Consider the following 12,946-nt stretch of genomic DNA (forward strand, 5'->3'; position numbering starts at 1 on the left):
GCTTCCTCTCCCCTGACCGGGTCTAACCTTCGAGGGCCGATAGCGTCCAGAAGAAACCGGTTCAAGCGCTGATCTTGGTTTCTTCGACCGCAATCACCTTGAACAGGCAATCACGGGCCTTCGCTTCGTCCTGTGCCTCAACCCACGCCATCAGTTCGGCATAGGGGCGTGTGATTGAGATGGTGTTTTCCTTTGGCGATCGACGAATCTTGGGGTGATCGGTCGTTTCCACCGAGGCGTCATCGTAGAACAGTTCCTCAAACATCTTCTCGCCAGGCCGCTTACCCGTCACAACGATGTCGATATCGCCGTCTGGATGGTCGGCACTACGCACGGTCAAGCCGGCGAGCTGGATCATGTTCTCCGCTAGGTCACGGATCAGTACCGGACTGCCCATATCGAGCAGGAAAATGTCCCCGCCGTGAGACAGGGCGCCGGCCTGCACGATCAGTTCCGAGGCTTCGTGGATCGACATGAAGTATCGGGTCATTGTCGGGTCCGTCAGCGTCACCGGCCCGCCCTTGGCGATCTGCTCCTTGAACAAAGGCACGACCGATCCGTTGGATCCCAGAACATTGCCGAAGCGCACCGCGGTAAGGCGCTGACCGGTTCCGGCGGATGCAGCCTCCAGCGCTTTCTGCGCCACGATCAGTTCGGCCCAGCGTTTGGTCGCGCCCATCACATTGGTCGGACGAACGGCCTTGTCGGACGAAATCAACACAAACGTCGAGACGCCATGAGCATAGGCAGCATCGACGACGATTCGCGTTCCCATAACGTTATTTCGAATACCTTCCAGGGCATTCGCCTCGATCAGTGGCACGTGCTTGTGCGCAGCAGCATGGAACACCACGTCGGGGGCGTGCTGTCCCATGCAAATATCGACGCGCTGGCGATCGACTATCGAACCCAGCACCGGAATGACGTTTGTGGCGTCTTTTCCACTCAGCTCGCGTTCAATCTTGTAGAGCGCAAATTCGTTTGCCTCGAACAAAATCAAGCTTTTCGGCGCAAGCTTGACGATCAACCGGCAGAGCTCCGAGCCAATTGAGCCGCCCGCACCCGTAACCATGATGGCCTTGCCTTCGATCATCGATCGCAGCAATTCCGGAACAGGCGGCACCGATGACCGCCCGAGCAGTTCGTCGATGTCGATTTCGCGTATCTGGCTCACTAGATAGCGACCATCCACCAGATCGGTAACGGGCGGCACGGTTCTGATCTTCACGCCATGTCCGCCGATTGCAGTGACGATTTCCCGCCGCCGGGCTGCGGTCAGGGTGGGGATCGATAGGATAACTTCCTCGACGCCATACTGTTCTGCCAGCATGGGCACGGCCGAAGGCGGGAAGACGCGGATGCTCGCGACGTCGCGGCCATGCAGTGTGCGACTGTCGTCTAGAAAGGCAACGATGCGGTGGGTCCCCTGCCGGCGCAGGGCATTGGCAAGCTGCGCGCCCGCTTCGCCTGCTCCATAGATGGCAATGGGCTTGTTCTGCTGTCGGTTGCCGCTATTGGGCCACAACAACTTCTTGGCGATAAAACGACTTCCGCCGATCGCGATCGTGGCGAGGGCCCAGTACAGGATGGGAACAGATCTCGGGACGACAAATTTCAGCGAAATCTGCGAGAGGAAGATCACCAGGACCCAACACAAAGTCGCCAGGGTTGTAGCCTGAATCGTCGTCCAGAGTGCCCGCTCCGGCAGATAGCGAATGACGGCGCGATAGAGCCCCAGCCGAACAAAAATAGGAATGGCGACAAGCGGCGCAGACAGGATCAGCAAGAAGTCGAAAAGGTTTGTCGGCGGCGTCCATTGTCCATAACGCAATGCAAAACTGGCCCAAAGCGTTGCCGCAAGCGCGCAGGCGTCGAAGGATAGTATTACGACACGCTTCCAGAATCGCGGGAGCCCCGTGATCGCCGATATTATTCTCAACATACCGGAGAATACTCTGATGATTGCTGCTGTCGCCTGACGGCGACGCCGTTCAAAAAAGCTAAAATGGTCGTCTCTTTGGTTGGGTTTGAGACGCCCAGGGGTTGGTAGACAGACTTACGCTGCACAGCGCAACTTGAAAACACTGGATTGACCGGAAGCCTGTGGAGCGTGGCGTCATGCTTGACGCCTGTGGCGCGGCGGTGACACAAGCGGCTCACAGTTGGAGAGGGGCATGAGCATGATCGTTGCTTTGATGGTTGCCTTTGCCTTCATGATCAGTTTGACCGGGACACATCTGCTCATTCGCCTCGCTCCGCGACTGCGCCTGGTTCAGGTTCCAAATGGACGTTCCTCCCACATCAAACCAACGCCCTCCGGTGGCGGGCTGGCAATTGCCATAGCGGTCGTTGCCTGTGGCATAATTCTTATGGTTCTAATGCCGCTGTACTGGCTCTGGTTGCTGTTAGGCGCCGCCATCGCAGCACTTGGCTTTTCCGACGATGCCTTCGACCTCAGCGCCGCGTTGCGCTTCATCGTGCAGATCGCGATCATCGCTATCGCTATTTGGGTATCGGACGTGCCGGGGGTGCCGCTGCCGCTTGGCTTTCAACTGGCCGGACCGGCGCTCGGCGTGGTCCTGGTGGTGGCCGGCGTCTGGTGGATCAATCTTTTCAACTTTATGGATGGGATCGATGGCCTGGCCGGCAGTCAGGCCCTGCTGATCCTTGCCGGCGCCATGGGGCTGTGGCTCTGGTCTGACAGCCGGGCGTTGTCCGAACCAATGTGGATCCTTGCGGCCGTTACCCTCGCGGCCACTGCGGGCTTTCTCTTGCTCAACTGGCCACCGGCGCGCATTTTCATGGGCGACGCCGGGTCTAATTTTCTGTCGTTCATCATGCTTGCCGTGATGCTGACCATGATCGAGAGCGGCGTGATCAGCTATGCCGGCGCGTTGGCACTGGCATCAGTCTTCATCAGCGACGCTACCGTTACGGTCGTGCGGCGCATCCTGCAGGGAGAACGGCCGTGGTCGGCTCATCGCAGCCATGCCTATCAAAAGCTGTCTCGTCGTCTCGGCCACAGATCGGTGACTATCGCTTACGCTGTGACTACCTTACTCTGGGCTATGCCATTGGCGTTTTCCGCCATCCAGTGGCCAAATCTGGAATGGCTGTTTGTTGCAGTAGCCTTTCTGCCGCTGCTGATCTTTGTAACAGCCGTCGGTGTGGACTAAACTTATATCCATAGCGGCCGCTGCCCGACATGATTTGGTTCGACATAACTCGATCAATAGTGCCAATGTATTAGATAATTAATTCAATATAGTCTGTTGTCGAGGGCGTTGCAGGACTAAGACATACACGATGTATCGAAGTGAGGCGTCAATTTGAGTAGTGAATCAAATAATTCGCGACCGCGTGACGTCTTTTTGGACTGTGCGAAGGGTCTTGCGATCCTGCTCGTAATCATGGGGCACAATATTCAGGCTGGGGTGACTGACTTTGATGCTAATTTGGCATTTAGGTTGATATACTCTTTCCACATGCCATTTTTCTTCTTTATTTCTGGAATGGTGACCGCGCCTTGGTTTATCAAATTTACGCTTTCAGGATCGACCTTGGACTTCCAGAGAGGCGTACTTCAGGATGTTTTTGCAAAAGCACGGCGATTGGTGCTGCCCTACTTTGTGTGGGCTTTGGTTGCCTACATTTTCTTGGGCTATAGTCGAGATGGTACGTTTGTAGATCGCTTAACCGTCCTGGTAAAGCGCCCTGACGAGGGACTTTGGTTTCTAATCGCACTGTTTGAGATCACGATCTTTCTCTATCTGGTCGGCTTGCTCGTGCGCTTTAGTACGACGGTTGCACATCGCTGCGGATTTGCTGGCGGGGGCACGCAGTTGGCGATGATGATTGGCTGTGGGATATTAGGTTATCTTGCATTGAAAATGGTACCACTCGAAGCTGCGGGACTAGCGAAGGTCCATTTTCCAAATTTCTACGCTGGGCTGATCTTCGCCCACCTTACCAAGGGCAGAATGCCAGCGTCTGTTCCGCTTGTTGCGGCGCTAATTTTTATGGCCTTGGCGCCGGCGTGGCATAGACTCGGACCCCCTGACTTTTTAATTGGCGTCCCACTGTCGGCGCACTTCACCAGGGCGTTTGGCATCATAGTCGCATTGAGCGGAAGTCTTGCCATGCTAGGTATTGCGCGCTTCGCGACAAATAATCTGCCTCGTCTCCCGCTGTCAGCACTTACGCTAATAGGCCGGCATTCCCTTGATATATACGCCCTCCATTTTTACTTCTTGGTGGTTTGGCCGCCTGTGCTGGGGCCGCTGGTTTCGTCGTTGCTAGTGTCGACTGCGCTTCGAGTGAGCCGTTGGACCGCGTTGATTTTCTTTGGTGAAAAGCTTTCGGCCAAAACATGGATCGAGAGGTCTCAACCCGGTCGCGCGCCAAGGGCTACAGCTCTCTAGCTGGCATTCAGATCGACTAACCAGTGGCCGCCGACTGCGGGCGTTTGGCAATTCATTCGCGTATCGCAGCTGCCGAGCCGGCTCAGCACGCCAACACACTGCCAACCCGTCGCCTTGCAACTTTCGCTTCTGTCCGGCCCGGTCTGTAGTGTCGCTGAGGTCTGGTGAGGCAACCGCCGCCAGCAAGAGACGTAAATTTTTGTAGCTCAGCGGATCGGTCCTGAGTTCGATGGAACGTTCGATCTTGGGTGTCGGGTTTTCCTTTGACCGGTTTAACTGTAACAAGAGCGCTCGTTCAGTATGATTTTCTCAGGATGATGATGACAAAAAAGGCGCTGATTACAGGGATCACCGGACAGGATGGTTCGTACCTGACCGAGCTTCTGCTGGAAAAGGGCTATGAAGTGCACGGCATCAAGCGCCGGGCTTCGCTGTTCAATACCCAGCGTATCGACCACCTGTATCAGGACCAGCATGTCGGCAATGCGCAGATGAAGCTGCATTACGGCGATCTGTCAGATACCTCGAATCTGACCCGCCTGATCCGCGATATCGAGCCGGACGAGGTCTACAACCTCGGCGCCCAGTCGCATGTGGCTGTGTCCTTCGAGGCCCCTGAATACACCGCTGACGTTGACGGCACCGGTGCTCTACGACTACTCGAAGCCATCCGTTTCCTTGGTCTTGAGAAGAAAACGCGCTTCTATCAGGCATCCACCTCCGAGCTTTACGGCCTGGTGCAAGAAACGCCCCAGAAGGAAACCACGCCTTTCCATCCCCGGTCGCCCTATGCCGTCGCAAAACTTTATGCCTATTGGATCACGGTGAACTATCGCGAAGCCTATGGGATGTATGCCTGTAACGGTATCCTGTTCAACCATGAGAGCCCGCGCCGCGGCGAAACCTTCGTGACGCGCAAGATCACCCGCGGGCTGTCCAACATCGCCCTGGGTCTCGAATCCTGCCTTTACATGGGCAATATCGACTCCCTGCGCGACTGGGGCCACGCAAAGGACTATGTCCGTATGCAGTGGATGATGCTGCAGCAGGAGGTCGCCGACGATTTCGTCATCGCGACTGGTGTGCAGTATTCCGTGCGCGAGTTCATCTCCTGGTCGGCCGCAGAGCTTGGCGTCACCATTGAGTTTTCGGGTTCGGGCGTGGATGAGGTTGGCACGGTCGCGAGGATTGAGGGCGATCTCGCGCCCAACATCAAGGTCGGCGATATCATCGTCCGCATCGACCCGAAATACTTCCGTCCTGCCGAAGTGGAAACCCTGCTCGGCGATCCGAGCAAGGCCAAGCAAAAGCTCGGCTGGGTGCCCGAAATCACCGCGCAGGAAATGTGCAAGGAAATGGTCGCCGCCGACCACAAGGCGGCCCGCCGCTTTGCCCTGCTCAAGTCGCATGGCTTAGACCTTCCCGTCAGCTTCGAAGGCTGACGGGTAGCTCGCCACAAGCCCTATCCGGTTCCGCGAGTTCGAGACGACAGCATGACTTATGACCTGAATGGAAAGCGCGTCTGGGTTGCCGGCCATCGTGGCATGGTCGGCGGCGCCGTGGTGCGGCGCCTGGCTGGCGAGGGCTGTGAAGTCATCACCGCTGGCCGTGATGTCGTGGACCTGATGCGCCAGGCGGAGGTGGAAGCCTTTCTCGGCGATGCCAAGCCGGACGCGATCGTCATGGCGGCGGCCAAGGTCGGCGGTATCCTGGCCAATGACACGCGCCCAGCGGAATTCCTCTACGACAACCTGATGATCGAGGCGAACATCGTCGGGGCGGCTCATGCCAATGACGTCGAGAAATTCCTCTTTCTCGGCTCGTCCTGCATCTACCCTAAGTATGCCGACCAGCCGATTACTGAGGACAGCCTCCTCACCGGATCCCTCGAACCGACGAACGAGTGGTACGCCATCGCCAAGATCGCCGGCATCAAGCTGGCCCAAGCCTACCGCAAGCAGTATGGCCGCGACTACATCAGCGCCATGCCGACCAATCTCTATGGCCCAGGCGACAACTTCGACCTGACCTCAAGCCATGTCATGCCAGCGATCATTCGCAAGGCGCATGAGGCCAAGGTGAGTGGCGCTTCATCGATCACGGTCTGGGGCACCGGCACACCGCGCCGCGAGTTCCTGCATGCCGATGACTGCGCCGATGCGCTAGTGTTCCTGCTCAAGAATTACTCCGGCCACGAGCATGTCAATGTCGGTTCCGGCGAAGATGTAACCATTCTCGAACTGACCCAGATCGTCTGCGACGTCGTCGGCTTTACCGGCGAGATCGTGCACGATCTGTCCAAGCCGGACGGCACACCACGCAAGTTGATGAGCGCAGATAAGCTGCGCGGCATGGGTTGGAAGCCGAGGGTCGCCCTTGAAGAGGGCATCACCGAAACGTATCAGTGGTTCCTTGAACATCACCGATAGCCACTGCGGGCAAGCCATACCAAGGCTGCGACTGGGTTTCTAGGCAAGTCGATATCGGAGCCTGGCGACTTTATTCGCCCAAACGCTCAATAACGCCAGTTCCCACCCTCCCTCTCAACACGCCACCACATTCACCGCCAACCCTGCCAGGCTCGTCTCCTTATACCTCTCGCTCATATCCAATCCCGTCTGCCGCATCGTTTCGATACAGGCATCCAGCGGCACCGCATGGCTTCCGTCGCCTTTGAGCGCCAATGATGCCGCCGTGACGGCCTTCACCGCCCCAAACGCATTGCGTTCGATGCAAGGGATCTGGACCAGGCCCGCGACTGGGTCGCAGGTCATACCGAGGTGGTGTTCCAGGGCGATTTCGGCAGCGTTTTCGACCTGCTCGGGGGTGCCGCCCATGATGGCGCAAAGGCCGGCGGCGGCCATGGCCGAAGCGGAGCCGACTTCGCCCTGGCAGCCGACTTCGGCGCCCGAGATCGAGGCATTGTGCTTGATGATGCCGCCGATCGCTGCGGCGGTGAGCAGATAGTCGCGGATTGCCTGGGGGCCGGCGGCAGCGTTGAACTTGAGATAGAAGCGTATCACGGCGGGGATCACTCCGGCGGCGCCATTGGTCGGCGCGGTGACGACGCGGCCGCCGCCGGCGTTCTCCTCGTTGACCGCCATGGCGTAAAGGCTCAGCCAGTCATTGGCCATCAGCGGGGTCAATTCGTTGCGCTGCCATTGCGCGTCGAGCTGATGGAAGATGTTGCGGGCGCGGCGCCTGACGTTGAGCCCGCCCGGCATCACCCCGTCCTGGGCCACGCCGCGCTCGATGCAGGCGTCCATCACGCCCCAGATTTCGTCGATACCGCGATCCAGCGCCACGCGGCTGCGCGTTGCCTCCTCATTGGCCCGCTTCATGCCGGCGATGGAGAGGCCCGAGCGGGCGGCCATGGCCAGCATGTCTTTGGCATGGGCAAAGGGATAGGGCACGTCGGCCTGAGCGGGTGAAGCATGCTTGAGCGCTTTGAGCTCTTCGGCGCTGACCACAAAGCCGCCGCCGATGGAATAATAGGCGCGACGCAGCAGCAGCTGGCCATCGGTGTCGTAAGCGGCAAATTGCAGCCCATTGGGATGGCCGGGCAGGGCGTTGCGCTTGTCGAACACCAGGTCGACCGCCGGCCGGAAGCGATAGGCGCCATGGCCGGGCGGCTGCACCAGCCCATTGGCTTCCACCGCAACAATGATGAGATCCATGGCATCCGGATCGACCGTCTTGGGATCCTGCCCGCAGAGCCCCAGGATCACCGCCCTGCCGCTGCCATGGCCGAGGCCGGTGTAGGCCAAAGAACCGTGGAGGGTTGCCGTCAGCGCCGCCGGCCTGGCATTCTTGGCACGCGGCCAGTCGCCGGTTTGCAGCTCGTCGAGGAAGCGTTTCGCGGCACTCATCGGGCCCATGGTGTGGGAGCTCGAGGGACCGATGCCGATCTTGAACACGTCGAAAATCGAAAGGAACATGCGGCATTGATGCATGAATGCTGCGTAACGGCAACCGACACGGCTGGCGCATTGTTCCGCAAACGGCAACAGTGCGTGGCGGTGCCGGATGGTTGCCCGCCGTTTCGGCGGGGTCGATATATCGGTCAACAGACTGCGGGAGACCAGAATGGCCGACTATCACTATCGCGAAGCCGAGGGCGCCGATGTAACGGCGCCACTGTTTTTCGTGTTCCACGGCACGGGTGGCGACGAGAACCAGTTCTTCGAGCTGGCCGGCCAGCTGTTGCCCGGTGCCCGGATCATTGCGCCGCGCGGCGATGTCAGCGAAGGCGGAGCGCTGCGCTATTTTCGCCGCACGGCCGAGGGCGTCTATGACATGGACGACCTGCGCCTGCGCACCGCGCAGATGGTGGATTTCGTCACCGCCCTCAAGGCGGAAAGCCAGCCGTCCAAGGTGATTGGCCTCGGCTATTCCAACGGCGCCAATATCCTGGCCGCCGTACAGTTTGCGGCGCCTGACCTGTTCGACGCCACGGTGCTGATGCACCCGCTGATCCCCTTCACGCCACCGCTGGTCGATCTCTCGGGCACGGCAGTGCTGATCACCGCCGGCCAGCGCGATCCGATCGCGCCCGCCGCCGCAACGCAGGCGCTGGCCGATTATTTCGCCGGCAATGGCGCCGCATCGAAGCTGGTTTGGCATGCTGGCGGACATGAGCTGCGTCCGGAAGAGCTGGGTGAAACGCAGGCTTTCCTCGCCGCGCTGTAAAAGCTGTCGTGATCGCAGGGTAAGCCGGGAGCGGTTGACGCCGTGGCACCCGCCTGCCAGCCTTGGGTCAATACCACAAGGGTTGATCCATGCTGCTCCGACTTGCCGGTCCCGTCGTGCTCCTGGCGCTTGGCGCGCTGCCAACCAGCGCTGCCAGCTTTGACTGCGCCAAGGCGGTAACGCCTTTCGAGCAGGCAATCTGCGCGGTTCCGGATCTGTCGCTGGCCGACGAGCGCCTGGCCAAGAGCTTTGCCACCTCTACCGGCGGACTGAGCAAGCAAGGCGCGGCCTTGATGCGTGCCGGCCAGCGCGACTGGCTCGATTTTGCCCAGCGGGCCTGCACGGACGACGCCGAACTGCTGGCATCGGGCAGCTATGATGAGGCCGGCGGTGAGTGCCTCGTCAGCCTGTTCAACACCCGCAGCACGGCGCTCGAGCAAAGCCGCATGCTGGGTGGCCATCGGTTCATCACCCAAGGCGCCTATAGCGCCCAGCCTGATCCCAATGAGGTCGACAATCCCGAATCCTACTGGAAGCTGGCCACCCATGAGCTGAACTATCCGCTGCTCGACAGCGACGATCCGCTGGCCGAGAGTTTCAATGGCTATATCGCCAGGCGGGTAGAGGCCTTCACCGGTGGTGCTGCTGATGCCGAGGCGGGCGGTGACGATGACAGCAGTGCCGATACCAGCGTTGATGTGACGCTCAAGGAAGTGGCTGGCGCCAATCGCATCACCCTGACAGCCACGACCTATTGGTATGGCCACGGCGCCGCGCATGGCAATTATACCATCAACTACCTGCATTACTATGTGCCGGAAGAGCGCGAAGTGATCGCCGACGACATCTTTTCCGGAGACGGTTGGGCCGATACGCTGGTCGATGCCGCCTGGGACCAGTTGCAGGCGCAGCACAAGGAGTGGCTGATTGTCGAAGCGCCCGGCGATATCACCGAGATGGTAGTCGATCCGACCCGTTGGGACCTCAATGACGATTATGGTCTCGTCATCCAGTTCCAGCCCTATGATGTTGCAGCTTATGCCTATGGGGCGCCGACCATTACTATCCCGTGGGACAGGCTCGACGCCATCAAGGCAGAGACCCAGGAGAGCGTGCGCTTCGGCTTCTGATGCAGTTCAAGGTCACCTCATCGCGCTATCGACCCGACAAGCGACGGCTGGAGTTCACCGCCTCAGGCAACCGCAATGGTTGCGTCTTTACCGTGGTGACTGAGGTGACCTGCCTCAAGGAGCCCAAGACGCCGGAAAATGTGCACCTGGTGGCGCTGGCAAGGCTAACCGAGCTTTTCCGCCAGCGCAGTGCGTCGGGTCGCTAGGCCCGCAGGTCGGCCCATTCGGGATGGCGGCGGAACTGCGCCACCACATAGGAGCAAACGGGGGTGATCTTGAAGCCCTGTTCGCGCGCGTCGGCTACAGCCTTGTTGACCAGCTTGGCGGCAATGCCGCGGCCTTCATATTCGGGCGGCACGCCGGTGTGGTCTATGGTGATCGTGCCATCGCCGGCCTTGCGGAAGGTCATTTCGGCCTCGAAGCCCGGTGCCAGGTGGATGACATAGCGGCCGCGGGTCGGGCCGTCTTCGCGCTGGGCGATCAGTTCGGCTTCACTCATGACGAAATCCTCAATGCGTTGAGTCTTCGGTGGCCCAGCGGGCCTGGATCGAGCGACCGAAACCGCCCAGCCAGGGTGCGAAGAACAGCAGGATGCGGCGGTAGTAGTGCAGAGCCAGAAACAGCGCCGTGAGGATCAAGGTTCCCACGACGATGACCAGTTCGAGCGACAGGCCCATGGATTTCAGCCAGCCGGTCAGCAGCATGCCGGGCAGGATATGCGCCGCCGCCCAGACGAAGGCCGAGGTCACGTTGATGATGGTGAAGTGGCTGTAGCGCATGCCCATGATGCCGGCGACGCCGGGGATCACGGCCTTCACGCCTGGAATGAAACGGCCGATGAACACGGCCTTGCCGCCATGCTTGGCGAAAAATGTTTCGCCGCGGGCGATCAGGTCGCGATGATTGCGGAACGGCCAGATTTCCTTGATCGAATCCTTGAGGAAGTGGCCGATCGTATAGGAGATGGCGTCGCCGATAATGGCGCCGATCACCGCGGCAAAATACACTTCCCAGAAGGGCAGGCGGCCTTCGGCGATGATGCCGCCGGCCATCAGCAGCACCGGGGTCGATGGCACGAAGAGCCCGAGGATGAACACCGCCTCGCCGATCGCCACGGCAAAGATGAACCAGAAGGTCAGCCAGAAATTGCCGGAAATCGCATCGAGAAAGGCCTCGAGATAGGCTGAGACGGTATGGAAGATGTCGAACATACGGGATGTTTCTTTCAGCGCCGATACGCGATTATGGCGCATGCAGACATTGACTTTATGACTGTCCCGCGGTTGACGCTCAAGCACTATCGCGAAGGAGTGTTTAATGAGCCAATTGCTGCATCACATGATCGCTTCGGGGCCGCGCCCGGTGGCGCCGTTTTCCCATGCAGTCGAGGCCGATGGCTGGGTTTTCGTGACCGGCCAGATGCCGACCGATCCGGCCGCTCCCGACGCGCCGCTGCCCGAGGGCGTCGAGGCGCAGACCCGTCGCGTGGTGGAAAACCTGAAGGTTGTCCTCGGGGGCATCGGGCTCGGGCTCGAACATGTCACCATGGCGCGCATCTATCTCACTCAGTTCGAGCGGGACTATGCTGCGCTCAACGCCCTGTGGCCCACATTCTTTGAAGCAGGCAAGCTTCCGGCGCGGACCACAGTAGGCGTGACTGCCCTGGCAGTGGGCGCACTGGTGGAAATCGATCTGGTGGCGCGGCGGCCGTAAACCATCGGCTGTCACCCTCGGGCTTGACCCGAGGGCGTTTCATTTTCTGAACCTGACACAAGTATATTCCCCTCGGGTGAGGCCCGAGGGTGACGTTTTGTTGCTGGTTGCGCCTTACGCGCTATACGCCTTCACAGTCTGCTGCTGTTCGCCCAGTCCCTCGATGCCGAGGCGCATCACATTGCCGGGCTTGAGCCACACCGGTTCCGGCTTGATGCCCATGCCGACGCCTGGCGGGGTGCCGGTGGAGATGATGTCGCCGGGCTGCAGGCTCATGAACTGGCTGACATAGCTGACCACATGGGCCACGCCGAAGATCATCGTCTTGGTCGAGCCGTTCTGATAGCGATGGCCATCGACCTCTAGCCAGAGGCCGAGCTGCTGCGGATCGGCGACCTCGTCGCGCGTCACCAGCCAGGGGCCGATCGGCCCGAAGGTGTCGCTGCCCTTGCCCTTGTCCCAGGTGCCACCGCGCTCGGTCTGGAAATGGCGCTCCGAGACGTCATTGATCACGCAATAGCCGGCGACATGATCCATGGCGTCGGCCTCGTCGACGTAGCGCGCCTCCTTGCCGATCACCACGCCGAGCTCGACTTCCCAATCCGGCTTGATGGCATTCTTGGGAATGATCACATCGTCATTGGGGCCGATGATGGCGCTGGTGGCCTTCATGAAGATGATCGGCTCGGCCGGGATAGCGGCGCCAGTTTCGGCGGCGTGGTCGGCATAGTTGAGGCCTATGCAGATGAATTTGCCGACCTGGCCGACGCAGGGGCCGATGCGGTCATTGGCATCGAGCTTGGGCAGCACGCCGATATCCACGGCACGGATCTTTGCCAGGCCTTCCGGCGTCAGCGTCTCGCCGCCGATGTCGCCGACAATGCCGCTCAGGTCACGGATCGAGCCGTCTTCGGCCAGGATGGCGGGCTTTTCCGCGCCCTTGGCGCCCACGCGCAACAGTTTCATTGATCGATTCTCCCTAAATTCAATATC

The 12,946-nt window shown here is 59.9% G+C and carries 13 protein-coding genes; 8 read left to right on the forward strand and 5 right to left on the reverse strand.

Annotation, left to right across the window (positions count from 1 at the left end):
- Positions 1-61: 61 nt before the first annotated feature.
- Positions 62-1,831 (reverse strand): polysaccharide biosynthesis protein, encoded by a 1,770-nt coding sequence (locus tag BM045_RS13535; RefSeq protein ID WP_244522996.1) that lies wholly within the window; start codon positions 1,829-1,831, stop codon positions 62-64.
- A gap of 343 nt (positions 1,832-2,174) precedes the next feature.
- Between BM045_RS13535 and BM045_RS13540 the strand changes: the two genes are divergently transcribed.
- The 4 genes from BM045_RS13540 (at position 2,175) to BM045_RS13555 (ending at position 6,850) form a co-directional block, all read left to right on the forward strand.
- On the forward strand, positions 2,175-3,176 hold the full coding sequence (locus tag BM045_RS13540; RefSeq protein ID WP_092184090.1) for an MraY family glycosyltransferase: 1,002 nt from the start codon (positions 2,175-2,177) through the stop codon (positions 3,174-3,176).
- A gap of 153 nt (positions 3,177-3,329) precedes the next feature.
- Positions 3,330-4,421, forward strand: coding sequence for an acyltransferase family protein (locus BM045_RS13545; RefSeq protein ID WP_139198791.1), 1,092 nt, complete (start codon positions 3,330-3,332; stop codon positions 4,419-4,421).
- A 320-nt stretch (positions 4,422-4,741) separates the two neighbouring features.
- A complete protein-coding gene (gmd, locus tag BM045_RS13550; protein WP_092184225.1) occupies positions 4,742-5,863 on the forward strand; it encodes a GDP-mannose 4,6-dehydratase in 1,122 nt (373 codons plus the stop codon).
- A 51-nt stretch (positions 5,864-5,914) separates the two neighbouring features.
- Positions 5,915-6,850, forward strand: a complete 936-nt coding sequence (locus BM045_RS13555; protein WP_092184093.1) for a GDP-L-fucose synthase — start codon at positions 5,915-5,917, stop codon at positions 6,848-6,850.
- Between the two features lie 114 nt (positions 6,851-6,964).
- On the opposite strand, the gene BM045_RS13560 is transcribed toward BM045_RS13555, so the two are convergent.
- Entirely contained in the window at positions 6,965-8,359 is a 1,395-nt protein-coding gene (locus BM045_RS13560; RefSeq protein WP_092184095.1) for an L-serine ammonia-lyase, read from the reverse strand.
- Between the two features lie 148 nt (positions 8,360-8,507).
- Between BM045_RS13560 and BM045_RS13565 the strand changes: the two genes are divergently transcribed.
- From BM045_RS13565 to BM045_RS13575, 3 genes are all read left to right on the forward strand, one after another.
- On the forward strand, positions 8,508-9,110 hold the full coding sequence (locus tag BM045_RS13565; protein ID WP_092184097.1) for an alpha/beta hydrolase: 603 nt from the start codon (positions 8,508-8,510) through the stop codon (positions 9,108-9,110).
- A gap of 89 nt (positions 9,111-9,199) precedes the next feature.
- Complete coding sequence (locus BM045_RS13570) at positions 9,200-10,240, forward strand: DUF3298 domain-containing protein (RefSeq protein ID WP_092184099.1); 1,041 nt, start codon at positions 9,200-9,202, stop codon at positions 10,238-10,240.
- A complete protein-coding gene (locus BM045_RS13575) occupies positions 10,240-10,446 on the forward strand; it encodes a hypothetical protein (protein ID WP_092184101.1) in 207 nt (68 codons plus the stop codon). The genes BM045_RS13570 and BM045_RS13575 overlap by 1 nt, the downstream gene beginning before the upstream one ends.
- On the opposite strand, the gene BM045_RS13580 is transcribed toward BM045_RS13575, so the two are convergent.
- Positions 10,443-10,739 carry a GNAT family N-acetyltransferase gene (locus tag BM045_RS13580; RefSeq protein ID WP_092184103.1) on the reverse strand — a complete coding sequence of 99 codons (297 nt, stop codon included), beginning with the start codon at positions 10,737-10,739 and terminating at the stop codon, positions 10,443-10,445. The two genes, BM045_RS13575 and BM045_RS13580, sit on opposite strands and share 4 nt — an antisense overlap.
- Positions 10,740-10,749: 10 nt before the next feature.
- Positions 10,750-11,451 (reverse strand): DedA family protein, encoded by a 702-nt coding sequence (locus BM045_RS13585; RefSeq protein WP_170848503.1) that lies wholly within the window; start codon positions 11,449-11,451, stop codon positions 10,750-10,752.
- A 115-nt stretch (positions 11,452-11,566) separates the two neighbouring features.
- Here BM045_RS13585 and BM045_RS13590 point away from each other — a divergent pair, with 115 nt between their 5' ends.
- Positions 11,567-11,953: a RidA family protein gene (locus BM045_RS13590; protein WP_210185022.1), complete on the forward strand. Its 387-nt coding sequence runs from the start codon at positions 11,567-11,569 to the stop codon at positions 11,951-11,953.
- Positions 11,954-12,067: 114 nt separating this feature from the next.
- Here the strand turns inward: BM045_RS13590 and BM045_RS13595 are convergent, their stop codons facing one another.
- Positions 12,068-12,919: a fumarylacetoacetate hydrolase family protein gene (locus BM045_RS13595; protein ID WP_092184106.1), complete on the reverse strand. Its 852-nt coding sequence runs from the start codon at positions 12,917-12,919 to the stop codon at positions 12,068-12,070.
- Positions 12,920-12,946 lie beyond the last annotated feature (27 nt).

The organism is Devosia sp. YR412 (assembly GCF_900110945.1).
Classification (GTDB): Bacteria; Pseudomonadota; Alphaproteobacteria; order Rhizobiales; family Devosiaceae; genus Devosia.

Coding starts and splice junctions, on each gene's coding strand:
- BM045_RS13560 (WP_092184095.1), bottom strand. CDS start 8,359: ATGTTCCTTTCGATTTTCGACGTGTTCAAGATCGGCATCGGTCCCTCG.
- BM045_RS13580 (WP_092184103.1), bottom strand. CDS start 10,739: ATGAGTGAAGCCGAACTGATCGCCCAGCGCGAAGACGGCCCGACCCGC.
- BM045_RS13575 (WP_092184101.1), top strand. CDS start 10,240: ATGCAGTTCAAGGTCACCTCATCGCGCTATCGACCCGACAAGCGACGG.
- BM045_RS13540 (WP_092184090.1), top strand. CDS start 2,175: ATGAGCATGATCGTTGCTTTGATGGTTGCCTTTGCCTTCATGATCAGT.
- BM045_RS13555 (WP_092184093.1), top strand. CDS start 5,915: ATGACTTATGACCTGAATGGAAAGCGCGTCTGGGTTGCCGGCCATCGT.
- gmd (WP_092184225.1), top strand. CDS start 4,742: ATGACAAAAAAGGCGCTGATTACAGGGATCACCGGACAGGATGGTTCG.
- BM045_RS13595 (WP_092184106.1), bottom strand. CDS start 12,919: ATGAAACTGTTGCGCGTGGGCGCCAAGGGCGCGGAAAAGCCCGCCATC.
- BM045_RS13565 (WP_092184097.1), top strand. CDS start 8,508: ATGGCCGACTATCACTATCGCGAAGCCGAGGGCGCCGATGTAACGGCG.
- BM045_RS13570 (WP_092184099.1), top strand. CDS start 9,200: ATGCTGCTCCGACTTGCCGGTCCCGTCGTGCTCCTGGCGCTTGGCGCG.
- BM045_RS13585 (WP_170848503.1), bottom strand. CDS start 11,451: ATGTTCGACATCTTCCATACCGTCTCAGCCTATCTCGAGGCCTTTCTC.